General features: G+C 43.9%; 26 protein-coding genes. 12 read left to right on the plus strand and 14 right to left on the minus strand.

All coding sequences use genetic code 11. The features are described from left to right. Window positions 1–5: 5 nt before the first annotated feature. Both ACN0VI_RS01625 and ACN0VI_RS01630 read right to left on the minus strand, forming a co-directional pair. Window positions 6–668 (minus strand): response regulator, encoded by a 663-nt coding sequence (locus ACN0VI_RS01625; RefSeq protein WP_417445549.1) that lies wholly within the window; start codon window positions 666–668, stop codon window positions 6–8. Between the two features lie 23 nt (window positions 669–691). Continuing rightward, window positions 692–2,131 (minus strand): ATP-binding protein, encoded by a 1,440-nt coding sequence (locus ACN0VI_RS01630; RefSeq protein ID WP_417445550.1) that lies wholly within the window; start codon window positions 2,129–2,131, stop codon window positions 692–694. A gap of 250 nt (window positions 2,132–2,381) precedes the next feature. Here ACN0VI_RS01630 and ACN0VI_RS01635 point away from each other — a divergent pair, with 250 nt between their 5' ends. Continuing rightward, entirely contained in the window at window positions 2,382–2,669 is a 288-nt protein-coding gene (locus ACN0VI_RS01635; protein WP_417445551.1) for a hypothetical protein, read from the plus strand. Between the two features lie 141 nt (window positions 2,670–2,810). Here ACN0VI_RS01635 and ACN0VI_RS01640 read toward each other — a convergent pair whose 3' ends face one another. Together ACN0VI_RS01640 and ACN0VI_RS01645 are read right to left on the minus strand one after the other, a co-directional pair. Next, the gene (locus ACN0VI_RS01640; RefSeq protein ID WP_417445552.1) at window positions 2,811–3,890 is read right to left on the minus strand and encodes a DUF4303 domain-containing protein; all 1,080 of its coding nucleotides are present in this window, start codon (window positions 3,888–3,890) and stop codon (window positions 2,811–2,813) included. Window positions 3,891–3,981: 91 nt separating this feature from the next. After that, window positions 3,982–4,392: a hypothetical protein gene (locus ACN0VI_RS01645; protein WP_417445553.1), complete on the minus strand. Its 411-nt coding sequence runs from the start codon at window positions 4,390–4,392 to the stop codon at window positions 3,982–3,984. Window positions 4,393–4,640: 248 nt separating this feature from the next. Here ACN0VI_RS01645 and ACN0VI_RS01650 point away from each other — a divergent pair, with 248 nt between their 5' ends. The 5 genes from ACN0VI_RS01650 to ACN0VI_RS01670 all read left to right on the plus strand — a co-directional run bounded on the left by ACN0VI_RS01650 (window position 4,641) and on the right by ACN0VI_RS01670 (window position 9,556). Next, on the plus strand, window positions 4,641–5,606 hold the full coding sequence (locus tag ACN0VI_RS01650) for an integron integrase (RefSeq protein WP_417445554.1): 966 nt from the start codon (window positions 4,641–4,643) through the stop codon (window positions 5,604–5,606). 17 nt (window positions 5,607–5,623) lie between these two features. Beyond that, window positions 5,624–7,153 (plus strand): YifB family Mg chelatase-like AAA ATPase, encoded by a 1,530-nt coding sequence (locus tag ACN0VI_RS01655; RefSeq protein ID WP_417445555.1) that lies wholly within the window; start codon window positions 5,624–5,626, stop codon window positions 7,151–7,153. 160 nt (window positions 7,154–7,313) lie between these two features. Beyond that, window positions 7,314–8,777: an aminotransferase class V-fold PLP-dependent enzyme gene (locus ACN0VI_RS01660; RefSeq protein ID WP_417445556.1), complete on the plus strand. Its 1,464-nt coding sequence runs from the start codon at window positions 7,314–7,316 to the stop codon at window positions 8,775–8,777. Between the two features lie 87 nt (window positions 8,778–8,864). After that, on the plus strand, window positions 8,865–9,173 hold the full coding sequence (locus tag ACN0VI_RS01665) for an ArsR/SmtB family transcription factor (protein ID WP_417446556.1): 309 nt from the start codon (window positions 8,865–8,867) through the stop codon (window positions 9,171–9,173). Next, window positions 9,173–9,556 carry a rhodanese-like domain-containing protein gene (locus ACN0VI_RS01670; RefSeq protein WP_331892210.1) on the plus strand — a complete coding sequence of 128 codons (384 nt, stop codon included), beginning with the start codon at window positions 9,173–9,175 and terminating at the stop codon, window positions 9,554–9,556. Before ACN0VI_RS01665 ends, ACN0VI_RS01670 begins: the two co-directional genes overlap by 1 nt. A gap of 142 nt (window positions 9,557–9,698) precedes the next feature. On the opposite strand, the gene ACN0VI_RS01675 is transcribed toward ACN0VI_RS01670, so the two are convergent. Genes ACN0VI_RS01675 through ACN0VI_RS01690 form a run of 4 tightly spaced genes read right to left on the minus strand, consistent with a single transcriptional unit; the run spans window position 9,699 to window position 14,664 of the window. Beyond that, window positions 9,699–9,911, minus strand: coding sequence for a DUF2892 domain-containing protein (locus tag ACN0VI_RS01675; RefSeq protein WP_417446557.1), 213 nt, complete (start codon window positions 9,909–9,911; stop codon window positions 9,699–9,701). Window positions 9,912–9,937: 26 nt separating this feature from the next. After that, a complete protein-coding gene (locus tag ACN0VI_RS01680; protein ID WP_417445557.1) occupies window positions 9,938–11,257 on the minus strand; it encodes a hypothetical protein in 1,320 nt (439 codons plus the stop codon). 22 nt (window positions 11,258–11,279) lie between these two features. Then, window positions 11,280–12,122, minus strand: a complete 843-nt coding sequence (locus ACN0VI_RS01685; protein ID WP_417445558.1) for an outer membrane lipoprotein-sorting protein — start codon at window positions 12,120–12,122, stop codon at window positions 11,280–11,282. A 10-nt stretch (window positions 12,123–12,132) separates the two neighbouring features. Further along, complete coding sequence (locus ACN0VI_RS01690; protein ID WP_417445559.1) at window positions 12,133–14,664, minus strand: efflux RND transporter permease subunit; 2,532 nt, start codon at window positions 14,662–14,664, stop codon at window positions 12,133–12,135. A gap of 114 nt (window positions 14,665–14,778) precedes the next feature. Between ACN0VI_RS01690 and ACN0VI_RS01695 the strand changes: the two genes are divergently transcribed. Further along, complete coding sequence (locus tag ACN0VI_RS01695) at window positions 14,779–15,642, plus strand: MBL fold metallo-hydrolase (protein ID WP_331892215.1); 864 nt, start codon at window positions 14,779–14,781, stop codon at window positions 15,640–15,642. 95 nt (window positions 15,643–15,737) lie between these two features. Further along, window positions 15,738–17,762: a DNA helicase Rep gene (gene rep / locus ACN0VI_RS01700; RefSeq protein WP_417446558.1), complete on the plus strand. Its 2,025-nt coding sequence runs from the start codon at window positions 15,738–15,740 to the stop codon at window positions 17,760–17,762. Between the two features lie 17 nt (window positions 17,763–17,779). Here rep and ACN0VI_RS01705 read toward each other — a convergent pair whose 3' ends face one another. The 4 genes from ACN0VI_RS01705 to ACN0VI_RS01720 all read right to left on the minus strand — a co-directional run bounded on the left by ACN0VI_RS01705 (window position 17,780) and on the right by ACN0VI_RS01720 (window position 22,355). Then, window positions 17,780–18,139 carry a VOC family protein gene (locus ACN0VI_RS01705; RefSeq protein ID WP_331892217.1) on the minus strand — a complete coding sequence of 120 codons (360 nt, stop codon included), beginning with the start codon at window positions 18,137–18,139 and terminating at the stop codon, window positions 17,780–17,782. Between the two features lie 619 nt (window positions 18,140–18,758). Beyond that, window positions 18,759–19,925 carry an acetyl-CoA C-acyltransferase FadA gene (gene fadA, locus ACN0VI_RS01710; protein ID WP_331892218.1) on the minus strand — a complete coding sequence of 389 codons (1,167 nt, stop codon included), beginning with the start codon at window positions 19,923–19,925 and terminating at the stop codon, window positions 18,759–18,761. 17 nt (window positions 19,926–19,942) lie between these two features. Further along, on the minus strand, window positions 19,943–22,099 hold the full coding sequence (gene fadB / locus ACN0VI_RS01715; RefSeq protein ID WP_331892219.1) for a fatty acid oxidation complex subunit alpha FadB: 2,157 nt from the start codon (window positions 22,097–22,099) through the stop codon (window positions 19,943–19,945). After that, window positions 22,089–22,355: a hypothetical protein gene (locus ACN0VI_RS01720; RefSeq protein WP_417445560.1), complete on the minus strand. Its 267-nt coding sequence runs from the start codon at window positions 22,353–22,355 to the stop codon at window positions 22,089–22,091. Before ACN0VI_RS01720 ends, fadB begins: the two co-directional genes overlap by 11 nt. 11 nt (window positions 22,356–22,366) lie before the next feature. On the opposite strand from ACN0VI_RS01720, the gene pepQ reads away from it, so the two are divergent. The 4 genes from pepQ to ACN0VI_RS01740 are packed head-to-tail and all read left to right on the plus strand — an operon-like array spanning window position 22,367 to window position 24,965. Beyond that, window positions 22,367–23,686, plus strand: a complete 1,320-nt coding sequence (gene pepQ / locus ACN0VI_RS01725; protein WP_417445561.1) for a Xaa-Pro dipeptidase — start codon at window positions 22,367–22,369, stop codon at window positions 23,684–23,686. A gap of 9 nt (window positions 23,687–23,695) precedes the next feature. Then, window positions 23,696–24,349 carry a YigZ family protein gene (locus ACN0VI_RS01730; RefSeq protein ID WP_417445562.1) on the plus strand — a complete coding sequence of 218 codons (654 nt, stop codon included), beginning with the start codon at window positions 23,696–23,698 and terminating at the stop codon, window positions 24,347–24,349. Window positions 24,350–24,366: 17 nt separating this feature from the next. Then, the gene (locus ACN0VI_RS01735; RefSeq protein ID WP_331890265.1) at window positions 24,367–24,708 is read left to right on the plus strand and encodes a SirB2 family protein; all 342 of its coding nucleotides are present in this window, start codon (window positions 24,367–24,369) and stop codon (window positions 24,706–24,708) included. A 14-nt stretch (window positions 24,709–24,722) separates the two neighbouring features. Then, window positions 24,723–24,965: an accessory factor UbiK family protein gene (locus ACN0VI_RS01740; protein WP_417445563.1), complete on the plus strand. Its 243-nt coding sequence runs from the start codon at window positions 24,723–24,725 to the stop codon at window positions 24,963–24,965. 78 nt (window positions 24,966–25,043) lie between these two features. Here ACN0VI_RS01740 and ACN0VI_RS01745 read toward each other — a convergent pair whose 3' ends face one another. Continuing rightward, a complete protein-coding gene (locus ACN0VI_RS01745) occupies window positions 25,044–25,592 on the minus strand; it encodes a hypothetical protein (RefSeq protein WP_417445564.1) in 549 nt (182 codons plus the stop codon). Window positions 25,593–25,736: 144 nt separating this feature from the next. Continuing rightward, window positions 25,737–26,234, minus strand: coding sequence for a hypothetical protein (locus ACN0VI_RS01750; RefSeq protein ID WP_417445565.1), 498 nt, complete (start codon window positions 26,232–26,234; stop codon window positions 25,737–25,739). Between the last annotated feature and the right edge of the window lie 76 nt (window positions 26,235–26,310).

Here is a 26,310-nt window from a genome sequence, read left to right on the forward strand (position 1 = left end):
TTTTGTTAATCGAATTTATATCCGACCCCATAAATCGAGCGGATGGGATTTTCTGCTAATGGCAGTATCTCCAGTTTTTTGCGCAGTTTCTTAACATGACTGTCGATGGTTCGCTCAGAAACCAGTCGTTGATCGGTATAGATAGCCTCCATCAGTTGATTGCGTGAATACACTCGACCAGGATGTTTTGCCAAGGTGGTTATCAGACGAAACTCTAAAGCGGTCAGTTCCAGAACCTTTCCACCAGCACGGACCTGATATTTATCTTCATCTATTATCAATTTATCCTGCGAGGCGGGTTTATCTTCTACTCGACGCAGTACCGCGGCAACCCGTGCACAAACTTCCCTCGGACTGAAGGGTTTGCAGATATAGTCGTCCGCCCCTGACGATAGCCCGAGCAGGCGGTCTATTTCTTCCACCCGCGCTGTAATCATGATGATTGGCAGATTAGAGTTTTGCCGAACTTCCCGGCATATACTCAATCCATCCAGTCCCGGTAGCATCAAGTCGAGCAGAATCAATCGAGCCTGATGCTGGTTAAGCCACGGCATGACTTCATCGCCGCGATGCAGCATTTCCACCTCATAACCATCGCGAATGAGATAGTCACGCATTAGCTCAGCAATTTTAATCTCGTCTTCGACAATCAAAATAGGCGTATTCATATCACTCATCTCTATTCGTTTGATTACCGGTAAAGCGGCAAATGCACGGCAATAGCGAGGCCACCCAATTCACTATGGCTAGCCTCAATCCAGCCCTGATGACCCTCGACAATGGCTTGGCATATGGCAAGCCCTAAACCAACCCCACCGCTGATTCGATCTCTTGCACTATCAGTCCGATACAACCGTTCAAATAGTCTTTCCAGATCCTTATCTGCCACACCCGGATGACTGTCTTCCCATAGTACGGTCACCATCCCCTTCTGTCTGTCTTCGAGCAGACGCACTCTCAGCTGTCCTCCAGCATTGGTGTAGCGTAGCGAATTATTCAACAGATTGCGGAACAGCTGAATAAGACGTGATTCATCTGCAAATAAAATCAAAGGATGCTTGGATGCCTGAAAATCCAGTTGAATATCTTTTTCTAACAGCCGAGGCTCGCTTTCCTCAACAAAATCGCTAAGCAGTATATTCAGTGATAATTCCTCTCGATGATAAGCCAGCGCTCCCTGATCCGACAGCGCCAGCTCGTAGAGATCGTTAATCAAGCGAGTGAGCCGCCCCACTTCAGCATGCAGTGATTCAAGCGAAGAGGGCTGCAAAGGTCTGACGCCATCGATCAGGGCTTCCAGCTCCCCCTGCAAAATAGCCACCGGTGTCCGCAACTCATGGGAAATATCGGCTATCCATTGCTGGCGTGATTTTAGATTATCTTTTAGCGTATCGGTCAGCAGATTAAAAGCATGAGCGAGCCGCCCTAGTTCATCATCAGAAATTACGGGCAACGGCTCCAGTTGTTCTATATTGCCTCCGGCCAGTTGTTGCATGGACTCTTGCAAACGAGTCACTGGCCGCACCAATCGTTTTGCAAAAGGAAAGGCAAGACCAACAGAGATCAGTAGTATGCCCAGCACAATCCAGGCCAATTGTTGCAATTGATGGGTAACAAACAGCCGATCCATCTCCCGCTCCAGCTCCGTTGAATGCGCGACGCCCAGTTGCCCTACCAACTCACCCTCCACTTTAATAGGCAACCACTGAATGCTGGGTTTTCTATGCTCAGGGTTAATAGAAGGTAAATCGATAATGGGATTACCCTGTGCGTCGCTTAGCAGTAATCGCTGAGTCATAGGGTGAGGTGGTCTCGGCATTCGAAGCGGCCGAGTTGTTGGTTGAGGGCTTTCGGTCAATCGGCTTTGAGGATCACTGTTTTGTATCAGATACTGCTGCACAAGCCGCTGCCATTGCCTCCGGTTATTTTGAAGCCAAAGCCATTGATTTCCATTGTGCTGAAAGGCCTCAGCCAGCCCCTCAACAAATGGCTGCAACTCCTTGGCTTGATCGTTGCGTACATAATCACGAAAACTGCGATTGAAGTTCCAGCTCACAGCCGTAAATAGGGCTGCCGCCAGTAATAGGTTGGCCACCAGTATCACTAAAAATTGCTTGTATCGAATCTGCATTTGCACCGCCGGTTATCGCCTGGTTTCTCCCACAGCTCTAACGTCAATAGCCTTTAATCAGCTTACATTATCAATGTGTAAGAAATATACACCTGGGGTACATATAAGCCAACGCGACTTCCGTAACTTGTCAATTTCTTCCACATTTGCTGAACATTTCCTGCAAACCCTGCTTTTAGAATATCAGGTAATGGTCAGCAGTAGATTGCCAGCCATTATCACCCCTAACCATTAATTAAGAGGTAACATTATGAAAACTAACATTAAGATTTGTTTAAGCGGGTTCGCACTACTGGCTACCATTAGCATGACTAGTGCCATGGCACATCCGTCAGAGTCCGGCAAACGCCATGGCCCACCGGAAGAAGCGGTAGCCGCTTGTGAAGGTTATATTGAAGGTGACGCTGTGAGCTTTGAAGCACCCAATGGTGAGACCTTAGAAGCCACCTGCAAGAAAGTGGCTGGCGTGTTGGCTGCAGTGCCAAATGACCATGGAAAACGTCCTCGCAAACCCTGCGCCGACAAAAACAAGGAGTAACGGTAGACACGGCGCTTAGTCTACAACGGGCTGCATAGTTTGCTATGTAGCCCGTACTTACACCTTAACGAATAGCTAAGCGGCGCAGCTTTGCTGCGTCCGGTGTAGGCCCGCAGGGCCGGAACGGAGTTGAGCGCCTGGTTAGGTTCGAGCCAGATAGTCATCGATATTTTCTATTCTGTTGCCTTTAGCAAGCTGCTCTGGCGGAAAACGATCTGGGCGAAGCACGTGAAGAGCCCTCGCGATATTTGGAATTACTAAAGAAACTGGCTCATTTGGTGGCGCAGCCCTTGCGTTCCTGACTAGACTCGAAAGAATCTCAGTCAGCGATCTTACCGCGAATTCAGGGACGTGCCCCAGTTTTCTTAGCGTCAATAGTAGATCGCATGAAACACTGCAGGCTCGAGAAATGGCGCCATCTTCGGCGAATTCGGCAGTTCCTTTCTCATTGAAGGGTGGCATAGGTGTCAGCTCTTTGAGAAGGTCGATAACTGGTGAAACCACCATGGGTCCGATTGAGGCGAGCTCTTCTTCTATGTCCCAAGGCCCATGGGATTGAAAATAGATTCTAGAATACTTCGTTGGCCGGTTAAGGGCATGAGCGCGCATGAGCGAGAGCCAAAATTTTACTTGTTCAGACTGTTTCTTATTAGAAATCTCGTTTTGAAGCTTCTCGTATTCAGCTATTTCGGGAAAGCACTTGTCGAAGGATGCTCGATCAACGGTCTTCAAAATCAAGCGCTGCGATTGCTCATGCGATGAATCGTGAAAACAATGATAAAAAATGAAATCTTCAGTAGTATCTAGAATATTGAAGGTGCCTCTTGACTCCAAGAGAGCTTCAGCGACCGTTTCTGAGAGCTTTTCTTGACTTCGCAGAACAGATGCTTCTGTCTTAAGAGACTCAATTTTTTTCTCGTACGCTTTCTGAAAATTGCCCAAATCTAAAACCCGAGAAAATTCGAATTCGCCAGGATTAAATCGAATGCCAGACATGCCTCCTATCTCATCTTCGGAATAACCGGTGTACACGGAGCTTACCCTTTTACTCAGGCTCTCCTCAGTGTTAACACACACTATTGCGTCACCGTAGTCCTCGTTAACATCCAAAGCAAGTGCATAGACACCACGGTTTTCCTTTGACGCCGCGAACCCGAGCACAAATTCGCGGATTTGCGAAGAGATCAGCGTTTTAATTTTTTGATAGTCGGATTTCGTCACGACCAAACCTAACGCTTTGAATAAGCCGCCAATTTGGAGCGGAAGCGGAAAATTGGTCGGCTTGATTCTCTTGTTAGTCGGTGAACGTCTATCAATGCACTTCGACTCCTGGAACCGCCGCCCTTAAACACTCGATCGCTTCGTCGGATATGTGCTCGCAATCCATAACCGAGATGAACTTGAGGTTCGTTAATGGGTAAAGAACGCTCAACCCCGCATCGGAAACTTGAGTCCCTTCAATCCAGACTTCCTCAAGATTTCTGAACGCCGCAATACGCTTCATCCCCTTGTCAGTAACCTGAGTCCCATCCAGATCGATACAACGCAAATGCGGTAAATCGGGTAACAATTCAATTCCTAGATCTGACACATCCGCATTTTCTAGACTCAGCAAAACTGTGTTCTTGGGGACATCGGTAAGGGTTTCATCGTCGAAATTCGAACCATCTACGTGCCCTAGTTTATCTCGGAGAAGAAACACCAATCTCTGATTTTTGGACATACACCTACCGACTAACATTTTATTATACGAATTGATTCGTAAGACTTTATTATCATTGGTCTTTTTTTACAAGTGTCTATTTTATGGATAGTTAGGGGATAAGCGGACGGTAAATTCGGTATATCCCGTATATTTCAGACAAAACAGGTAGCTTTATCAGCTATTTCTCACCGCTGTTTGCGAATAACCATATTTTCATTTACTAAGTACTTACTTATTATCTAGCCATCAATAACAAGGAACGTTATATGGCTAGTTCGCCCTTTATTAGCAGTATCAGACAACAACTCCGTTTAAATCATTATAGTTATCAAACTGAGAAAGCTTATATTTATTGGATAAAGGACTTTATTCGATTTCATCGCTATGAACACCCTCAGAATCTCACTGAAAAGGATGTCGTTTCTTTTTTAAACTATTTAGCGAACAAACGTAATGTTGCTATCAATACTCAAAAGCAGGCTCTAAATGCTCTTGCTTATTTATATAAGAACATCATTCAAAACCCTCTGGGTCAACTTGAAGGAATTCAACGAAGCAGTAAACCTAAGCGATTACCAACTGTTTTCACAAGGCAGGAGATCGAACAGGTTTTTACTCACTTATTTGGGGAAGCTAAATTAATTGCCAGCCTGCTTTATGGCAGTGGTCTAAGAGTTTCCGAAGCACTACGGCTTAGAATTAAAGATATTGATATAGCTTCTATGTCACTTACGGTTCGTGCCAGCAAAGGTGACAAAGATAGAGTAACTATTTTGTCTTCTCATTCACATGATGTAATGGTTGAACACCTTCGTGTACAGCAAGAAAAGTTTCGACAGCTTAAAGCTGACCCGGACTGGAATGGTGTACATCTTCCTAAGTCATTGGGAAAAAAATTCCCTAACGCTCACTATGATTACAAGTGGCAATTTGTTTTCCCTTCATCTACTCGCCCTCCCGATTTAATCACAGGAGTTAGACGAACCTATCACCGCCATCCAAGGACAATTGGCAAATCTCTTAGTTTTGCATTTCGCAAAGCAGGAATTACCAAACATGCCTCTAGCCACACGTTCAGGCACTCGTTTGCTACACATCTTCTAGAAAATGGCTACGACATTCGCACGGTTCAGGAGTTACTTGGACACAAAAGTGTCGAAACCACTCAGATTTATACTCATGTTATGAATAAAGGTGCTAATGCCGTTAAAAGCCCATTGGATCACCTATAAATTAAATAAGGATATTTATGTCTCTCGCTATTGTGTATTCCCGCGCCGGGGTTGGAATCGAAGCGCCATTAGTTACTGTTGAGGTGCATTTGTCGCACGGTCTACCGAGTTTGAATATTGTTGGATTGCCGGAGGCGGCGGTTAAGGAAAGTAAGGATCGGGTTCGTAGCGCGATTATCAATTCTAACTTTGAATTTCCCGCCCGACGTATCACGATCAATCTTGCCCCAGCAGATTTACCCAAAGAAGGTGGTCGTTTTGACTTGCCGATTGCGCTCGGTATTTTAGCTGCTTCGGGCCAGTTACCCTCTGATTATTTGTCTAATTATGAATTTATTGGTGAACTGGCTTTGACTGGTGAATTGCGTCCGGTTAAAGGAGTTTTGCCGGTGGCGCTGGCTTGCACTGAGGATAATCGAACGCTGGTTGTGCCAGAAGCGAATTCTGCAGAGGCGGGTTTGGTGCCGTCGGTGCAGTCGGTCCATGCCAAGCACTTGCTGGATGTCTGTCAGTCGTTGATGCGCAACACGCCTTTGCCCGAATGTATTAATAATGGCGTAGTAAATGATTACGACTTTGATATGGATATGTCGGATGTCATTGCGCAGGAGTCGGCCAAGCGCGCTTTGACCATTGCGGCGGCGGGAAAGCATCATCTGTTATTTATTGGTCCGCCGGGGACAGGTAAAAGTATGCTTGCCTCACGGATGCAAACCATTCTGTCACCCATGACGGAACAGGAAGCCAAGGAGTCAGCTTCCATTTATTCGGTCAGTCATTTTGGTTTTGATGCCAGCCAGTTTTTTGTACGCAAATATCGTGCGCCGCACCACTCCTGTTCTGCACCTGCATTAATTGGTGGCGGCAGTCATCCCAAGCCCGGCGAAATTTCCCTGTCGCACAATGGCGTTTTATTTCTCGATGAGCTGACCGAGTTTTCGCGTCAGGTGTTGGACAATCTGCGCGAGCCATTGGAAAGCGGCAAGGTTACTATTTCACGCGCGGCACAACAGGCAGAGTATCCGGCAAATTTTATGTTCCTTGCTGCCACAAATCCCTGCCCTTGTGGTCATTACGGGAATCCGAAAGGTGCCTGTCGCTGTTCCCCCGATGTTATTCGTCGTTATTTGGGGAAAATTTCGGGGCCGCTTTTAGATCGTATCGATATGCAGGTTGAAGTGCCGCTTCTCAGTCAGCAGGAATTAACTAATGGAAAACCTAAAGATACCAAGCCACGAGAAACCAGCGAGTTTTTACGTCAACGTGTTATTGAATGCCAATCGGCTCAGTATCAACGTCAGGGCAAACTCAATGGGCAATTACAGGCCGGTGAAATTGATGATCATTGTCAGTTATCCGATTCTGCGAAACTGCTTTTGAATAAAGCCCTGGAGCAGCTCAATCTGTCAGCACGTTCTTATCATCGGATTATTAAAGTGTCGCGAACCATTGCGGATTTATCGAATGAGGAATTTATTCAACCTCAACATATCAGCGAAACCTTAAATTATCGAAAGATAGAACGCTATTTATCGCAGTTGCCGTGAGGTTTGCGAGTAAAGACATACCGGTGTGCCAAGGCACAAACTACGTTATATCTCTTAATTGGTCTAGCCAGTGACTTAATGCCTAGCAGTTACTTGCTTATCCGTCTTTCCCTGTTTATATTAGCTTCTTTGCATATTTTGTCAGACGATTATTCCTATAATGAACCTTGTTGAACATTTTGCGCCATTCCGTCAAGGAATCATTGGCGAGAACCATAGTTACGACGCTGCGCCGAATGGCGATTCGATCTTATACGCTGACTGGACGGCCAGCGGTCGTCTGTATCGTCCGATTGAAGACTTTATTATCAATACCTTAGGCCCTTATGTAGCCAATACCCACACTGAAACCACACTGACTGGCACCACCATGACCAATGCCTATCATGATGCGCAACAGATCATTAAGCGTCATGTTAATGCCGCTGATAGTGATGTGCTGATAGCTGCCGGTTCGGGAATGACCTTAGTGATTAACAAGTTCCAACGCATGTTGGGTTTGCGCGTTCCTGAAAAGTGGCGCGAACGGTTAGATATTCAGGAACATGAAAAACCTCTGGTACTGGTCACCCACATGGAGCATCACTCCAACCAAACCACCTGGCACGAATGCGAAGTGACTTTGGAGATTATTCGTTCTGATTCGAGTGGCCGTCCCGATTTAGGTCATATGCGCGAACTGCTTGAAAAGTATCAGGATCGTCTGGTTAAGATTGGTTCTTTTACTGCCTGCAGTAATGTGACGGGAATTAAAACGCCCTACCATGAAATGGCAAAAATCATGCATCAGCATAATGGTTTATGCTTTGTCGATTTTGCTGCTTCAGCGCCTTATGTGGATATGGATATGCATCCATCTGATCCAGAAAAAAAACTGGATGCTATTTTTATTTCGCCCCACAAGTTTTTAGGTGGCCCAGGTAGTAGCGGAATTTTGATCTTTGATGAGAAGCTGTATGACTGTAAGGTGCCGGATCAGCCGGGGGGCGGTACTGTGTCGTGGACCAACCCTTGGGGCGAGCATCGTTTCTTCGATAATATTGAAGCCCGCGAAGATGGCGGCACACCCGCTTTTTTACAAACTATCAAAGCTGCGTTGGCATTTAAACTTAAAGATGCGATGGGCGTTGATAACATTCAGGCTCGAGAAGCAGAACTTGCGACAATATTATTAGACGGTTTTTCTTCAATTCCTGATGTTCGCATTCTTGAAGGCACACAAAAGGAGCGTCTTTGCATCGTCTCTTTTTATGTACTTGGTATTCATCATAATTTAATTGTTCGCTTGCTCAACGACAGGTTCGGAATCCAGACCCGTGGTGGTTGTTCATGCGCTGGTACTTATGGCCATTTGTTGCTTGATGTTGATCAACTACAAAGTCATGAAATCACCAATAAAATTGACCAAGGTGATCTAACCGACAAACCGGGCTGGGTTCGTGTTTCACTGCACCCAACCAATCATAACGATGAGGCGCACTCGATTGTTGATGCTCTAAGGCAAGTCGTTGAAAATGCTGAATCATGGTCACAAGACTATGACTTCAATTCTGCAACGGGCGACTTTATTCCCAAAAAACAGCAACCACAATTAAAAACCTTAAATGACTTTTCACCTGTATGACTTTCTCTTTTGTAGAGTCAGTCAATTGCGCATTAGTGTAGATTAGGGCAGAATTTGATTATGAGCGAACCAGCGACGTCCAATACCATGGCTTTTACCGATGAGATGCAGAAGCATTCTGCCGAAGCAGCAAAATTACTCAAAAATATATCGAATGAACAAAGGCTGATGATCCTTTGCATTCTGCTTGAAAAGGAACTGTCGGTTGGTGAGCTCAATGATTTGCTTCCGCAACTGAGTCAGTCAGCTCTTTCGCAACATCTGGCTCTTCTCCGTAAAAGTGATCTGGTCACTACCCGTCGCCACTCACAAACAATTTATTACTCGCTAGCCTCTACGGAAGTTTCTCGTATTATTCATTTACTACATGAGCTTTATTGTCAGGAGACATGTTAATGCAACCTTGTTTACAAAACTATATTGGAAACATCAAACAGAATATTAAAGAAATCTCAGTCGACGACTTTAAAAACACCGATTGCTCCAATGCATTGGTTATTGATGTTCGTGAATCCACAGAACATGCCGAAGGTATTATCGAGGGCGCTTTGCCGATTCCTCGTGGTGTGTTGGAATTTAAATTATTCAATCACCCTGAAGTTAAGGACTTATCTGAAGACGAGATATTAAACAAACCGGTTTATATTTATTGCGCAAGTGGCGGACGTTCTGCTTGTTGTGCTCATGCTCTTGAGCAGATTGGTTTTAAGAATGTTTTCTCGATTGCTGGCGGGGTTAAGCAATGGGCTGAAAGCGGCGGGAAGCTTATTAAGCCTTAAATTTTTCGCCGTTTTATGACAGCTTAAGTAAGGGCAGGCCAATACCCTGCCCTTTTTTAAGCATACTACAAAGTAGTATTTTACAGTAGCCCAGCGCGCACAATAGGTGCGCCCTACTAAGTTATTATCACCTCGGCTCCAACTAATTTCCTGTTGCTGCCTGTCTTTCCGTTTTAAACCCTAATTTCTTTATCACCATCATGGCCGGGCAAAATCCTGTAAATGCTGACTGGAATAAATTCGCACCTACAAATACCGTTAACCACAACCAGTAAGGATGAACATACCAGGTAAGGACTACTGATAATAGAACCATAAAACCAGCGAAAGCCATCAGTACTCTTTCCGCGGTCATTTTTTTCTGTTTCATAGGATGCACTCCTAAAATTGATATCTCATGCGTACATACGCGTTACTTGAATCTTCAAACTGGCCAAAAAAAGTATGTCTTTCTTGTCCATTGAATAGGTTTGCCCCCACCGTAAATAACCACTCATCACTTAGTCGGTAATTCATGCTGGGGCGTAAATAACTGTCATCATCGCTTGGCGAATAAAATGCAAACAGCGACCAGATAAATGTATCTTTTGCTGTTCTATAGGTTAGTCGAGTGGTCAGCAGATGACGTTTTTCTTCACTCTCGTATTGAGGAAATGGTGAATTAGCAATTAACTCATCATAATCCTGTGTCCATTCCAGATAATATTGCAATCCCAGCGTTAATCGTGTTGCCACTTCTGACTCATACCCTGCCAAAAACCTCCATTGCGAATTTTTTACCAAAGGATCTGTTCCATTACTATCCTCTACCGCATCGTGGTAAGCCACTTCTAGATTGTACAAACCATCACTGATACTACCGCGCACACTGGCGCCTACAATGTCTTTGCGGTGAAAGGTTGGTTGGAAACTATTGGTTATGCCAACAGGCTGCTTATCGAATCCTCGATAGCCATATAACGCATATTCGGTTCCTTCCACGTTTTTGTATAAACGTAATGCTATTTCGCTATTTCCAAAATTTTCATCCGGCTCCACAGGATTGACTACGTCAGATCCACCTATATTGTCACCGACTATAGGATTAAAGAGTGAAAAGCGTTCACCATTAATATAACGGTCTTCTTCAAACACTGGCGTCCATACCAAATCCACATTGACGGCATCAAAGTAGCTGGTGATACGGACTGAGTTTGCCGGAGCCTTTAAGTAGGTATCTTCTCGTCCCGAAAAAAATGATTGCCAATCTTTAGGAAACAAATCATTTAGAAAGACCAGATCACCAGTTCCCCATGTGCTGATTTGTCGACCGATTTTAAAGTCGGTATTGCCGAACGCTGAAAAACTCCAGGCTAACTCACGAATATCTAACTCCATCTCATCAATAACAGCGTCATACCAGGTGTCACCACGGAATGAAAAAGTTACATCGTCACCGGCATAATCTGTTTCTATATGTCCGCGAACTTCGTTCAATGTTTGTTTGTCATTAAATAAAGGATCGGTTTGCAATCTTTGACCAAAACCTGCTTCTACAAAGCCAGCCCAAGACCACTTTGAAGACTCTTCGTCGTCCCAGTCTTCTTCCCAGACGTCACTCCACTCATCATCTTCTTCAGCAGCCATGCTGACAGGTAGTCCCTGGATGGCTACGACACCACCCAGAATTAACCATTTCAAAACTTGAGTTTTAGTACTCATCATTTATCCTTACTAAGTTCCGTTACTCTTTCTCAGCTTCAAGCCATTCACGGGGTGGATTCCTTAAAGATCGTGATGTAAACACATCCTCTGGCACACCAATGTTATAAACCGGACGACGGAATTCCATAAAGGTCACGCTGCCTGTCTCAAGGTTTGAAATTTTAGATTTCATCACTGTTGGAATGCCTTGTACTTCTTCAACTTCAGCTACATCCATACGACGATAGACTTCACCTTTGTCGTTATAATACTCAACCGTCATCGGTAAAAAGGTTTCTTTGTTGATGTTTGCTATGTAGTAGGCGAACTCAACATTCGACTTATCTAGCGGTATGTTTTTTACTATGTAGGCCGTGTCGGATACTTCCAGTAATTCATGGTTATCTAATGCCGGGTTACGTCCAGACACATCTTCATAGAAAAAGTCAGAACCGACAAAACTGGTGCGTTTATCACCTGCTGAAATTCTTTTCTCCAAATCAAGGCCTGGTAAATACAGCCAACGATCATCGTCACGGTCGACGTGCTTATTGACTAAAAATACTGTGCCACGAACATCCGATGGTCGACTAAATACCACCAGAAAATTTTGGTCCCCTTCGTCTTCGATGTCTTTTCGTAAAATGGCGAACTGACGCAACTGACGATTACCGTCTTTATCCATGATCATCATTCGTGCATCACTACGCCCATCATCACCAGCATAATATGACACTGTATTTGCTCGACTTATGATCTCTTCAACAGTCAAAGAATTTTCAGTTTCAGCTGCCTGCGCACCAACCATCAAGATTGGTAAAACCATACCCATTACTAAAAACGATAGTAGTTTGTGTTTCATGTTGCTATGCAAGCTTTTCATAAAAGCCTCCTCAAATTTTGGCCTGGTCTTCAGGTTTAAATGCCCATTTACGAGTGGCTTTTAATGCCACTGGCAATAAGACCAGGGTTACCACTGCTGATGCAGCCATAATGGTCGCCAGGAAGAATCCTACTGTAATGTAGGGAACTAATGGCGCGAATAATAACGGGGTGAAGCCTATCGCAATCACAATCGCGTTGCGGCTGATTGCCGATGCTGGTTCTTCAAACATTTTAACCATGGTTTGTTTAAAGTCGCCGGTCTGTTTAAAGATCTCTCTTGAGCGCTCCAAAAAGTGAATCGCAAAGTCAATCGACAGCCCAAGTGTCAATGATGATAAAACCGCAATCGGCATATCATAGTCTTTACCCACCCAGCCAATCAGACCGTAAATAAAGAGTATCGTTATACTCAGTGGCAACATTGCCAGCACGCCAAACAGCACACTGCGGAATAGAATTATCATCATTAATAGCACAACAACAAAGGCACTCATCAAGCTGTCTAACATACCCTTAACCATTTCATCCTGCCACACCATGTTCAGATAACTCTTACCTGCCCATTGTGCTTTGACTCCATCCGGTAATGGATTATCAGCAAAGTATTGGTCAACAAACTCTACTACTTGCGTCATATCCTGATTGTCACCACTGGTCAGCTGCAACCAGATTGCTGTTGAACTGTATTCTTTGGTCACCATGTGCCATAAATCTTGCGGTCTATGCGATGATTGATATTGCATCAATGCTTGCGCCACACCATTTTGACTTTCTGGTATGACAAAGTCTTTCTTCTGACCGGTTTTCAGTTCACGGGTCACCGTCTTAACCACATCTGCCAATGAGTTGCTTTTTCCAACATAGCCACTTTCGGCTAATGCGGCTTGCAGTTGCTCTATCTCATGCAATATCTCAGGCTGTTGGAAATATGCCACTTTTATGCGCGCCTCATCCGCCTGCATAATCAAATCTTCTAACATTTCTGCCTGCTCATTATCCGCATCAAACAACTTATCTTCTAGCAGCATCATTACCTGATTCAACTGAGTCGTTATAGGGTTGTCATTCTGCATGACCGACTCAATTTCTTGCTTCAGAGCCTGATCTTTGATTTTTTCAACAGAGCTCATCCAGACTTCTTTAGCTGCTGTTTCATCGGCCTCTAGCACTAAATACGCATCATAGGTTCCAGCAAAGTGCTCGTTCAAAACCTTGTCCGCAACCCGAATTTTGTGGTCCGCTTTAAACCATCGTACCGGGTTGTCATTTATCTGGATCTGAGTAATACCCCAGACACTTAACGCAACTACTGCAACAAAAAACACCGTAACTAATTTACTGGCTGCCAGACTACCTTTACCCACTTTCTGTAATACATTCTGTAGAGCACTTTTTTGCTTAGCTTCGGTTTGTAATGATGCTAATGCTTTTGGTTTCAACGCTATCAAGTAGGCTGGTATAAAAATAATAGTTAGTAAGAAAGCTAATAAAATACCGAAGCCAACATAAGCGCCGAAAATCTGCACTGGCGGAATCGGCGTTAACAACAGTGAGAAGAAACCGACCGCTGAGGTGACACTGGTAAACAACATTGGGGTAAATAAATGCCCAACGACTTCCTTGATAACTTCTTTGCGATCGCGACCTGGTTTATAGTTGTCGGAAAATTCCGACATAATGTGAATCGAATCGACTACCGCTATCGGCATCAGGAAGATCGGTATCATTGAACTCATGATGTGCACGGTAAAGCCCATACCAATCAATAAGCCCATAGTGATAATTACCGTCGCCATCGCGATAATCATTGGCGCTGCAATAAATTTAAAGTTGCGGAAAAAGACCCACATTAATATGAAGATCACCAAAGCAGCCAATGGCGCAGAAATACCCATCTGCACAAACATCTGATAACCGAATGTATCTTCGGCCACCGGAAGCCCAGTAATGTGATATTCATCGTCTGAATCCAACTGACCTATTAAAGCTTCGATTTCTTGTGAAATACGATAGCTTTCATCTTTATCCAATATCGGCACATAAATCGCTGTTGCCTTGTCATCTCCGGAAGCCAGTGTGTCCTGGAGTAATGGCAGACGCTCCACTTGCTGATTAATCCAATCTGCTTCGCGTTGATTTTCCGGCGCTTCATTCATTAACCACTCAAAGCGTATCGTACCAGGGCCCTCCTGGCTGATATTGTCCACGGTTGATAGAGCCATCATGTCTGGAGCAACCACACCATCAATCTCGGCGATTCCATCGGTTAACTGCTTTATGGCCTGCAATGATTTAGGATTATAAATTCCCTTCTCGCCGTGATTGACTGCGCCCACTACAATAATGTCGTACAGGTCAAAGCGAGCCTTTACTTCATTATGATAGACACGCGACGACTGGTCTTCGGCCAACATATTCTCTGGATCCGTATCCACTACAATATTCGGGATCATGGCTCCAGTAATTGCCGTTAACAGCAATGTAATGATGAAAACCCACTTGGGTTTCGTCATTGAGAACGTAAGCAGAAATTGTTTCATAGGACCTTCCATTTAAACTCTTTATTAGAGATATCTAATATATTGTAGATTAGTATTTGCTAATGTTCAAACAATAATCTATGCTGGTTAACAAATTTATTGATTTAATATAGCATGTCTATCGAAATTAAATCCTTCTATCATGATGATACTGGCACCTGGAGCTATCTCCTTATTGACCCTGATCAACAAATAGCCACTATTATCGATCCAGTCATGGACTTTGATTTAAGCTCTGGCAAGGTCAGCTACCAATCGGCTAACCAACTTATTGATTACATTAAACAAAACTCTCTTAGCTTACAATGGATTCTGGAAACTCATGCCCACGCCGATCACATTTCTGCAGCTCAGCATATTAAACAGGCTGTGGGTGGCCAAATAGTCATAGGCGCGGGAATTAAAGAAGTTCAAAGCCACTTTAGTGACTTCTTTAATATTGATATGCCAATTGATGGTAGTCAATTTGACCGCTTGATGAAAAGTGGAGAAGAGCTCCCCTTTGGCTCCTATAGCTTCACCGCATACCCGACTCCAGGACATACTAACGACAGCATGAGTTACTTGATTGAGGGCAATCTATTTATTGGCGATACCTTCTTCCACCCTGATACCGGAACTGCGCGTTGCGACTTTCCTGGTGGCGACGCCGAAAAGCTGTTTGATAGCCTGCAATTCCTGATTTCATTCCCAGATGACCACAAACTCTGGTTATGTCACGACTATCCGGATGGTCGTGAGCCAGAAACGGGTATTAGCGTTGTTCACATGAAAGACAATGTTCATTTGCAGCAGGCCCATAATAATAAACAGGCCTTTGTCGAAATTCGTACTAAGCGTGATTCAACGTTGGCGGTACCGCGCTTGATTTATCCCTCTGTTCAGCTCAATATTCGAGCAGCAGAATTACCCGATCCGGAGTCTAACGGACGTAACTATTTGAAACTACCTCTGTTTGTTGAAAAAGACGCCAACTGATCATTTATTGTCTTCCGATTTTCTGATTTTCCATTGTCTTTGCTGGCGGCGACTTGCTAAACTTGCCGCCAGTTTTGATTAATCGTCCTGCAACTTTGTCTTTACCACAACTTAACGATAAACAACGCGAAGCACTCTTAGCAACCCAGGGACCAATCCTGGTGTTGGCCGGTGCCGGCAGTGGTAAAACAAGTGTTATCACCCGCAAGATGGTTTACCTGATCAAAGAAAAAGCCATTCCTGCTCGCAACATTGTTGCCGTGACCTTTACCAACAAAGCTGCTCGCGAAATGAAACAACGCGTCAGTAAGTTAGCGGGAGCTAATGCCACTCAAGGTTTAACCGTTTCGACCTTCCACAACTTTGGTTTAAATTTCATTCGTCGTGAATATAAAAAGCTTGGCATGAAATCCAACTTTACCATCTTCGATGACCAGGATTCACTGGCTCTTATCAAAGACCTCGGCTTTAAAGAAGCGGAAAGCGACAAACAACTTTTGTTTAGGCTGCAACAACAAATCTCCGCCTGGAAAAATGAACTGATCCTTCCTGAGCAAGCATCCAATCAGGCCAAGGATCAAGAGCAACTTATTTTTGCTAAAGTGTATGAAAAATATGCTCGCAGCATGAAAGCCTATAATGCGGTCGATTTTGATGATCTAATTTTAATCCCGACTTTGTTATTGCGCGATGACCCTGAAGTACGCGAGAAATGGCAAAACAAAATTCGTTACTTATTAGTCGATGAATATCAGGATACCAATACCAGCCAATATGAATTGATTAAGCACCTAGTCGGTCAGTTTGGCCATTTTACCGTGGTTGGTGATGACGATCAGTCGATCTATTCCTGGCGTGGCGCTCGCCCCGAAAACCTTGATCAACTGGCCAAAGATTACCCTCATCTTCAAGTCATTAAACTCGAGCAAAATTATCGCTCATATGGTCGAATCCTTAAGGCCGCCAACGTCTTGATTGATAACAATCCGCACGCGTTTGTCAAAAAGTTATGGTCAGACAAACCTTATGGTGATCCGCTAAGAGTGGTTACCTGTCCAAACGAAGATGCTGAAGCCGAAAAAGTTGTTACTGAAATTATCAGCCGCAAAGTGCGCACTAAAAATGGCCGCTATTCTGACTTCGCCATCTTGTATCGCGGCAATCACCAGTCTAAGGTTTTCGAACGAACTTTAATTGCTAATAGCGTGCCTTATAAAATTTCAGGCAGTACTTCATTTTTTGCCCGCTCTGAAATTAAAGACATTATGGCTTATCTGCGACTTCTCACCAATCCAGATGATGATAATGCTTTTCTGCGCATTGCCAACACACCGCGGCGAGGTATTGGTCCAACAACCCTTGAACAACTCGGCACCTATGCTCAGATGCGTCACATCAGCCTATTTGCTGCCTGTCATGAAATTGGACTTGAGCAACATTTACAGGGCAAAGGCCTAGATAATGTTCGTCGTTTCTCTGACTTAATTTCTCGCGCTTCCGATAACGCAGAGCGTGGTGATAGCGTTGGTGTTATTCATGACATGGTTGCCCGAATTGGCTATCACTCCTGGCTGCATGAAACCTCCAGCACTCCCAAAGCTGCTGAGTTCCGCTGGAATAATATTCAGGAGTTATTAGGCTGGGTAGAAAAAGGGATAGAAGGTAACTCTAACGACCCAAATCCATTCGCAGCCGCTGTTGCCAACCTGATGTTACGCGACATGCTTGATCGTAACGAGAAAGAAGAAGAAGAGTCTAACGAAGTGCAGTTAATGACGTTGCATGCTGCCAAAGGTTTGGAGTTTAATCATGTTTACCTGGTGGGCATGGAAGAAGAGTTTCTACCACACAAATCCAGTATTGAAAACGACGATATAGAAGAAGAGCGTCGCCTCGCCTACGTCGGTATTACCCGCGCCCAACGCACCCTAACCTTTACATTATGTAAAAAACGTTCCAAATACGGGGAAGTTATGACTTGCGAACCCAGCAGATTCCTTGAAGAGCTTCCTCAAGACGATCTCGACTGGGATGCTAAACGCAAGCCATTAACCGAAGAAGAACAGGAACAATTAGCAACGGATAATATTTCAATGCTTAAGTCATTATTTGCCGACTAACTGTAACTTAACTTTAGTTACTTCTCTTCAGCCTTGAACTGAGCAAAGCAAACCCAATTGCCATAAGGATCAAGACAAATCGTTTCGGTTGCTCCATAAAAAGTTTCCCTTTCTTGAATTAATAGCTGTTCATTTTGTAAGGCTTTCTGAATCTTTTTTATATCCTCAACTTCGACAAACAAAAACGTTTTTGATTCTGGTAACGTTTCATTAATATCGTCTTCGATACTAGCCGTGGTTTGATACATAATTTCAGCTTTGCCATTACTCAAAATTACAAAACCAATTTCATCATCTTGTGGGACAGATGTGACAATCTCAAAACCCAAGTTTTCCCAAAAAAGTATTCCTTTGTCCAAATTTTTGACTACGATCACATTTGTTATCTTCTGACAATTCGACTCCATCACATTTCTCCTGCTGTGTTCACCTTTGATTCACTCACGACAGTATAGACTAGTCTCATACTTTTACATTCTTTTAGTTGCCAACTTAGTTAAAGTTGGTCAATATTAGAAAAAAGCACAGGAGGTGCCCCATGACAATATTCGAGTGGATAATCGTAATCCTGGTATCACTACTGATATTTCTCTTTGGACTGGCCGGAGTAACAGGCAGTATATTCTTTGACAGTCAACGCAAAGAGAACACCCCGGATAAAAAACTCAAAAACAAGCCTTAATGTATCTCTGCGTTTTAGCAGGCTGGCAATGCACCCCTAGGGCATGATCAATTTACTAATCTTAGCAAAACCATAGGCATTTAACGCAGGTTCCACCCCCTTGGGTGCCGTAAAATCCCTCTATCTCCCTAAAGGGATTTATTCGGTCATCTGTCCATATTTTACTATTCAACACTTCCTGTTTTGAATAGCTATTCCTTTTTTTCGGCTTAACTCAATTAAATGCCTTCTTTTGGTGCTAACCTGCTGCTACTTTATATCTCTCCATAGAAAAAGGCTCCATGAGGAGCCCTTTTAAGTTTTAAAATTAAAGTTTAATTCAACCTCTGGAACACAGTGGCAATACCTTGTCCCAATCCAATACACATGGTTGATATACCAAACTCTTTATCTTTATCTTCCATCAATCGTAACAGCGTCGTTGAGATTCTCGCGCCAGAACAGCCCAGCGGATGACCCAACGCAATTGCGCCACCATTAAGATTAACTTTATCCTGCCAGTTATCACGCATACCCAATCCATCCAATACGGCGATTGATTGTGCGGCGAAGGCTTCATTCAATTCGAATAGATCAATATCTGACAACTGCATTCCAGCGCGTTTCAACGCCTTCTTGACCGCTGGCACTGGACCAAAACCCATGATGGAGGGATCGCAACCTGCGACACCCATAGACACAACCTTGGCAATCGGTTTTAAACCTAACGCATCAGCTTTCTCTCGTGACATGACTAACATGGCTGCTGCACCATCCGAGATTGCAGAAGAAGTTGCTGCCGTTACGGTACCATCTTTTGGATTAAATACAGGGCGAAGCTTTGCCATATCTTCGACGGTTGATTCCGGACGAATCACTTCATCGAAATCATACAAACGAAGGCCTCCTGTTTCATCATGCGCCTCCATTGCCAGAATTTCCTTTTTGAAACGACCTTCGATAGTCGCTTTATGCGCCAACTGATGCGAACGGTAGCCGAACTCATCCTGCTCCTGACGAGACACTTTATGCATAATCGCCAGCATTTCTGCCGTTAGGCCCATCATGCCTGATGCTTTAGCTGTGTACTTGGCCAATTCTGGGTCAAAATCGATACCATGATTCATTGGTACATGTCCCATGTGTTCGACACCGCCAATAATAAAAACATCACCGTCGCCAACCATGATTGAACGGGCAGCGGTATGCAACGCCTGCATCGATGAACCACACAAACGATTAACGGTTTGTCCTGCTACCGTATGCGGTAAACTGGTTTTAAGCATCGCATTTCGCGCAATATTAAAGCCCTGCTCTAAAGTCTGTTGGACACAACCCCATATCACATCTTCAACATCGGCCGGATCAAGCGCACTGTTACGATTCAGTAAACCTTGCATTAAGCGAGCCGATAATTCTTCGGCACGAGTATTTCTAAACATACCACCTTTCGAACGCCCCATTGGGGTACGAATGGCATCAACTATTACTACTTCATTCATTTCTCTTTCCCCTCTGGTTATGCGTTGTAGAATTTTTTGTTGTCTTTAGCCATCGCCAACATGCCTTCGGTTGGCTCGTAAGCTTTTCCTAAATGCTTGTACTTATTGGCTAGATCAACAATCGTTTGCATGCCGTTATCATCAACATACTTGAATACACCGCCACGGAAAGGAGGGAAACCTAAACCATATATCAGTGCCATATCACCTTCCGCTGGGCTGGCAATAATGCCTTCTTCCAGACAACGAATAGTTTCAATAATCATTGGCAACATGTTGCGCGCGATGATTTCTTCATCGCTGAACTCTTTGCTGTCCTGACAGACTTCTTTCAACAAGTCATAAGCTTTTGGATCGGCTTCTTTAGTTGGTTTGCCTCGCTTATCTGTTCCATACACATAGAAACCTTTGCCGTTTTTCTGGCCATAGCGATCATTTTCAAACATCACATCAATTGCATCTTTTTCTTCTTTGCTCATACGATCCGGGAAACCTTCCGCCATCACTTCAGCAGCATGTTTTCCTGTATCCATGCCCACGACATCTAACAAATATGCCGGACCCATTGGCCAACCAAACTTTTTACTCATGACTTTATCCACTTGCTGGAAGTCAGCACCATCACGTAACAGTTTGGTGAAACCACCGAAGTAAGGGAATAGTACGCGGTTTACGAAGAAGCCTGGGCAGTCGTTAACTACTACTGGCGATTTTCCCATTGCGCTGGCATAAGCCACCACGCTGGCAATGGTTTCTTCCGATGTATCTTTACCGCGAATCACTTCCACCAATGGCATTTTGTGTACCGGGTTGAAGAAGTGCATACCACAGAATTTTTCTGGGCGTTTCAAAGCACCCGCTAAACGATCAATTGAGATAGTTGATGTGTTCGAACAAATGATTGCGTCTTCTGGCATCATCCCTTCCACTTCTTTTAACACCGCTTCTTTAACTTTCGGATTTTCAACCACCGCCTCAACAACAATGTTGGTATGCTTGATTTCATCGTAACTTAAGGTTGGTTTGATGCTGGCAATGCCCTGCGCCATTTTTTCGGTGCTGATTTTGCCGTATTTAACACCCTTACCGAATAACTGAATGGCTTCATTCATACCTTGCTCAAGTGCTTCCTGGCGAATATCTTTCATAATCACCGGGACACCACGCGAAGCGGACTGGTAAGCGATACCGCCACCCATAATGCCTGCACCCAAAACCGTTGCTGCCTTCACATCAACATCTTTCGCTTTAGACGCTTGCTTGGCTTTTTTCTTTAGTACCTGATCATTGAGGAATAAACGAATTAACGCCGAAGCTTGCGGACTAAGAGCCACATCAATAAAGGCCTCGTGTTCAAATTTAATCGCTTCTTCTAACGGTAAGCCTGCACCTTTTTCAATTGCCTCTACTGCTTTAATTGGAGCCGGGTAGTGTGGGCCTGCCTGTCCTGCGATGTAAGCTTTAGAAGTCATGAAGGACATGGTTGCTTCAATTTTGTTAAGTTTAAGCGGGCCAGTCTTTTCTGCACGACGGCCTTTCCAATCCAGTTTTCCTTTTATAGCTTCGAGCAACATTCTTTCTGTTGCCGCAAATAAACTGTCGCCATCAACCACCGCATCAATCGCACCGATTTTCAATGCCGCATCCGGTTTGCTTGGTTTACCACCTGCAATCCACTCAAAAGCATTATCTGCACCAATCACTCGTGGTAGACGGGTCGTACCGCCAAATCCAGGAATCAAACCTAGTTTAGTTTCTGGCAATCCTACCTGCGCTTTAGTAGACGCGATACGCATGTCACAACTTAAGCACATTTCCATACCGCCACCCAGAGCAATACCATTAATGGCGGCAGCTGTTGGGAATGGTAGATTTTCAAAACCGGTAAAAATTGAGTTCGCTTCGACTGTCCACTTCATCAGTTCTTCGCGAGGCAAGGCGAACAAGCTTAAAAACTCAGTAATATCTGCGCCTACAATAAACACGGGCTTGCCGCTAGTAACCATGGCTGCTTTTACATCAGAGTTATCATTCAGCAGTTTAATAACGTCTCTTAATTCTTCTAAGGTGGCGCGGTCGAATTTGTTGACCGACTCTTTCTGATTATCAAAACAGACTTCAGCAATCCCGGTAGGGTGCAATCTGCATTGAATCGATTGACCTTCAAATATCATTCTTAATCTCCATTGCTGGCTGCCAATCTTTAGCAAGAAATGCTTTGGCGGTAATTGTTCTAGCGGGTGAGTCTAGTTTGCACATCTCAATCGCTAAAATAAAGGAAACCAGTGTACTGCTGGAGGTCAGCAGACACAATTCAAACTTCTGGTCTGACCAATCATAGCGAAGTTTAATCGGAAACGAAAGCCCCCGACTACCCTTCTGATCGGGCGTGATTTCTGGAATAATGGTGCCACTATTGATTAACCACAATCGGAAACTTTATGCACGATTCTTCGTTGGCGCCTTTATTCAAGCATCATATTGATGTTGTTACTCAGCGCTACCAAAAAGCCATGGAAAATCATGACTTCGATCACCTGGTCATTCCGGCTGGCTCACAGCATGGCATCTTCCTCGATGACATGTCGTATCCCTTCAAGTCCAATTTCCATTTTAATAGCTTTGTCCCCCTGGATGATCTTCACGATAGCGTCCTGATCATCTCTGCGGATGGTACACGTAAGCTCTGTTACTACCAACCTGTTGATTTCTGGCACTATGTTGCCGGTGATCCGGAAGGCTTCTGGGTTGAGCACTTTGATATTGTGATGACCCGGACTAAAGATGAAGTGCTTTCGCACGTCCCAACTACGGGTAATGTCGCTTATATTGGAGAAATGGGGCGTCCTTTTGACGAAGATGGTTTCACAGCCGTTAATCCCGGTTATTTCATGAACGAAATTAACTGGCACCGAGCGATCAAGTCTGACTATGAGATTGAGTGTGTTTCACGTGCCAACAAGCGTGCTGCCGTGGGCCACATGGCTGCCCGCGATATGTTCTTTAAGAATGGCTCGGAACTTGAGATTCATTTGGCGTATTTGCTAGCAACCGGTCACGCTGAACATCAACTGCCTTATGGCAGTATCGTTGCTCTCAACGAACACGCCGCTATTTTACACTACACCTTATATAACAATACCGCGCCGCAGCAACACCGAACTTTCCTGATTGATGCCGGTGCTCGATATAACAATTACGCCGCGGATATTACACGCACCTATGCTTATGAGCAGAATGAGTTTGCCGAGCTTATTGGTGATATGGATGCATTAGAGCAGCGTATTTGTAATAAGGTGGTCAGTGGTCAATCCTACGTTGATCTGCACATTGAAACCCATCATGAGATAGCCAAGCTACTCAATAAATACAAATTCTGTGATATGTCGCCAGAGTCTATGGTTGAAGCAGGCGTTACATCGACTTTCTTCCCGCACGGGCTGGGGCATCACATTGGTCTCCAGGTACATGATGTGGGTGGTCACCAGGCTAATGTAGAAGGTGATCCAGCTCCGCCACCTAAGGCACACCCGTTCCTGCGCAACACCCGCGATATCGAAGTCAGCAACATTCTGACCATTGAACCCGGCCTTTATTTCATCGACTCCTTGCTGGGTGATCTGAAGCAAACCGAACATGGCAAAACCATTAACTGGGACAAGATTGAACAGTTTAAGCCTTTCGGCGGTATTCGTATTGAAGATGAAGTGCTGGTCACTGCAACAGGCCCTCGCAATCTTACTCGCGAGCATCTGGATTAATATCCACTAATGTCGGATGCCGTAAAGAAAGAACTTGCCGGTTATCGGGTGCCTCAACATAGTGTTGAGCACCCGTTTTCGTTTGAGGAAGTGATAAAGGGCAGTCGCTTTATCGCCCGATTGGCATTTACGCCAACTGTTGAAGACGCCAAAGCCTTTGTAAACCATTTCAACCAAACCGAACCCGATGCCACCCATCATTGCTGGGCTTATATCGTCGGTAATCCGGCGAGCACAACATTAATAGCCTGCTCCGATGATGGCGAGCCCAACGGCACTGCCGGTATGCCCATGCTAAATGTCTTACAGCATAGTGATGTTGGAGATATTACCGCAGTCGTTACGCGCTATTATGGTGGCACTAAATTGGGAACTGGTGGACTGGCCCGCGCCTATGGCGGTTCAGTTAAACAAGCTATCGATCAAATCACTCTCGGCTCTCGTATTTATACTCAGAAAATTGATCTTACCTGTGCTTATGAGTTACAAAAACAGGTAGAATACCTGCTCAAAGAGGCGCAGGCCGAGGTTGTGCAAACCGATTTTTCAGAGCAGGTGCTGATTCGTGCTGAAGTACCACAAAATACTTTAGCGGGACTTGAATCTGCTCTCGAAGCTTATGTTAATCGTCATCAAATAGAGGTAACCAAAGTTACATGCTAGCGTTAAAACATTTTCACATGAGTTTAGCCGCCCTGACTGTTTTGGGCTTTATTATTCGTAGCGTCTGGTTATTCAGAGGCAGTCAAATTCTACAGAAAAAAGTCGTTAAAATATTACCGCATGTTATCGATACTTTCTTACTTGCCAGCGGGATAGTATTAATGGTGCAATTTAAAATGTATCCGCATCATCAGCCCTGGTTAACGGTTAAAATTTTGCTTATCGTCACCTATATTCTATTTGGCATCAAAATGTTTCATGCCTCTGAAAGTAACAAGCGATTAATTTTCTTTGTATTGGCACTCGCAAGTATCTTCGCCGTTCTATACTTGGCAAGAGTTAAGCCACCGCTCTGGTAAGCAAAGAGGTCAACATGATAGATCCTAAAGTTCTTGATGATATTGCGAACAAACTTTCAGATGCGATCCCCCAGTCTGTCAAAGACACAGGGGATGAGTTTGCCAAACAGGCTAAACAAGTTTTGCAAAGCCATCTGGCCAAACTTGATCTGGTTACTCGCGAAGAGTTTGACGCACAGACTAAAGTCTTACAGAGAACACGCTTGATGCTGGAAGAGTTGGAAAAGAAACTTACGGATATTGAGTCTAAACTTTAGTTCTTTTATATGACAAAAGGAGCCATCGGCTCCTTTTTTTTAATTACACTTAATACTACCTCAAAGTTGTTACACTTCTTATTCCGATGCTTCTATCGTAAGACTATATTCTTTTGGCAGTGGAATGATTGTTGAACCGACTGATTCGATATAAACTTCAGCATACCCAGTAACAGTATAGTCTCCGGGTGGAAGATACTCACCAGTACTCCCTCTTTCACCTCCTTCAGCATCTATCAGAAACAATTCTTGATCCCACAGTGTTGGTGTTCCTATCGACTCTCCCATATAGACCACTTCAATACTTAATGAAGGTGAGCATCCTACAGGAGCCTGTTCAGAGTCATAAACTTTTTCACCATTTGCATTATATATTTCAATAACATCAAAGCCGCACGTAAACTCTACTCTTTCTGTTTTAAGGCCTCTATTGGTTAACTTCATATCGAATGCAATAGGCTCACGTTCTGAAAAAATGGCTTTATCTTCTCCATAAATTATTTCCTGATTTCCATATTCCCAAGTCTTCATTGTTAAACTTGCTTCTAATTTTGTTTCATTATCACTTTTACAACCGGTTAAACCCAACACTACTAATCCAGCTATAAATAACATACCGTTTTTCATACTCTTCCCCTGTTTATATTTTATATTTAGCAATATTTTTCGCTTCAACCTTAATCCCAAATCTATAAGGTAATTTACGACATCCAAACTTTTCCCGTCATATAAAAACTGAAGCCAACAGGCCCCGTTTAATCTCTGGTAATACTATTGAGCTGTTTCTGGTGGAGGAAGTATTGTTAAATCCTTAGTACTAAAGCCACCATAGTCATCGACTAACTCAACCTCAACATGGTAAGTATTTGGTTGCAGCAGAAAATCTACAACGGTCATAGTTTCTTCATCAAAATAATCTATTTTTCCTTCATAAATTTTAAACCTCTCTTGCGGATAAATAATCAATTCTCTGATTACCGCTCCGCAACCGATACCTCGATCTTCTTCTGTCCAAACAATTTCATTTCCATATATAATGCTCATGTTGACTCCTTCACAGTCTCCATAAGTCATTACTGCTGTATTTAGCTTATTTTGGTTAATCACATAGACTTCGAAATAAATTGTTTCGCCATATTCAAACTCTTGAGTAACCTCACCATCAGCTTTGCTAAAAACCATCTCGGTTCTCAAATTAGGCGAGTCTGAATCAGACTTACAGCCAGTTAAAGCCACAAATAATATCGTTAAGATCGCTATTTTTTTCATTTTATCCCCTCTTAATCCTTATGAAACAATAAATTATATTTAAATACCAATGGCTTCCATAGCATCGTTTCACTTT

The sequence above is a fragment of the Kangiella sp. genome (genome assembly GCF_048265365.1).
Classification (GTDB): domain Bacteria; phylum Pseudomonadota; class Gammaproteobacteria; order Enterobacterales; family Kangiellaceae; genus Kangiella.

Excerpts from the sequence above, each read along its gene's own strand:
- ACN0VI_RS01690 (WP_417445559.1), bottom strand. The coding sequence starts at position 14,664 with ATGAAACAATTTCTGCTTACGTTCTCAATGACGAAACCCAAGTGGGTT.
- ACN0VI_RS01675 (WP_417446557.1), bottom strand. The coding sequence starts at position 9,911 with ATGACCGCGGAAAGAGTACTGATGGCTTTCGCTGGTTTTATGGTTCTA.
- ACN0VI_RS01660 (WP_417445556.1), top strand. The coding sequence starts at position 7,314 with ATGAACCTTGTTGAACATTTTGCGCCATTCCGTCAAGGAATCATTGGC.
- ACN0VI_RS01695 (WP_331892215.1), top strand. The coding sequence starts at position 14,779 with ATGTCTATCGAAATTAAATCCTTCTATCATGATGATACTGGCACCTGG.
- fadB (WP_331892219.1), bottom strand. The coding sequence starts at position 22,099 with ATGATATTTGAAGGTCAATCGATTCAATGCAGATTGCACCCTACCGGG.
- ACN0VI_RS01670 (WP_331892210.1), top strand. The coding sequence starts at position 9,173 with ATGCAACCTTGTTTACAAAACTATATTGGAAACATCAAACAGAATATT.
- ACN0VI_RS01730 (WP_417445562.1), top strand. The coding sequence starts at position 23,696 with ATGTCGGATGCCGTAAAGAAAGAACTTGCCGGTTATCGGGTGCCTCAA.
- ACN0VI_RS01655 (WP_417445555.1), top strand. The coding sequence starts at position 5,624 with ATGTCTCTCGCTATTGTGTATTCCCGCGCCGGGGTTGGAATCGAAGCG.
- ACN0VI_RS01750 (WP_417445565.1), bottom strand. The coding sequence starts at position 26,234 with ATGAAAAAAATAGCGATCTTAACGATATTATTTGTGGCTTTAACTGGC.
- ACN0VI_RS01745 (WP_417445564.1), bottom strand. The coding sequence starts at position 25,592 with ATGAAAAACGGTATGTTATTTATAGCTGGATTAGTAGTGTTGGGTTTA.
- ACN0VI_RS01735 (WP_331890265.1), top strand. The coding sequence starts at position 24,367 with ATGAGTTTAGCCGCCCTGACTGTTTTGGGCTTTATTATTCGTAGCGTC.
- pepQ (WP_417445561.1), top strand. The coding sequence starts at position 22,367 with ATGCACGATTCTTCGTTGGCGCCTTTATTCAAGCATCATATTGATGTT.
- ACN0VI_RS01625 (WP_417445549.1), bottom strand. The coding sequence starts at position 668 with ATGAATACGCCTATTTTGATTGTCGAAGACGAGATTAAAATTGCTGAG.
- ACN0VI_RS01630 (WP_417445550.1), bottom strand. The coding sequence starts at position 2,131 with ATGCAGATTCGATACAAGCAATTTTTAGTGATACTGGTGGCCAACCTA.
- ACN0VI_RS01665 (WP_417446556.1), top strand. The coding sequence starts at position 8,865 with ATGGCTTTTACCGATGAGATGCAGAAGCATTCTGCCGAAGCAGCAAAA.
- ACN0VI_RS01645 (WP_417445553.1), bottom strand. The coding sequence starts at position 4,392 with ATGTCCAAAAATCAGAGATTGGTGTTTCTTCTCCGAGATAAACTAGGG.
- ACN0VI_RS01635 (WP_417445551.1), top strand. The coding sequence starts at position 2,382 with ATGAAAACTAACATTAAGATTTGTTTAAGCGGGTTCGCACTACTGGCT.
- ACN0VI_RS01680 (WP_417445557.1), bottom strand. The coding sequence starts at position 11,257 with ATGAGTACTAAAACTCAAGTTTTGAAATGGTTAATTCTGGGTGGTGTC.
- fadA (WP_331892218.1), bottom strand. The coding sequence starts at position 19,925 with ATGAATGAAGTAGTAATAGTTGATGCCATTCGTACCCCAATGGGGCGT.
- ACN0VI_RS01685 (WP_417445558.1), bottom strand. The coding sequence starts at position 12,122 with ATGAAAAGCTTGCATAGCAACATGAAACACAAACTACTATCGTTTTTA.
- ACN0VI_RS01650 (WP_417445554.1), top strand. The coding sequence starts at position 4,641 with ATGGCTAGTTCGCCCTTTATTAGCAGTATCAGACAACAACTCCGTTTA.
- ACN0VI_RS01740 (WP_417445563.1), top strand. The coding sequence starts at position 24,723 with ATGATAGATCCTAAAGTTCTTGATGATATTGCGAACAAACTTTCAGAT.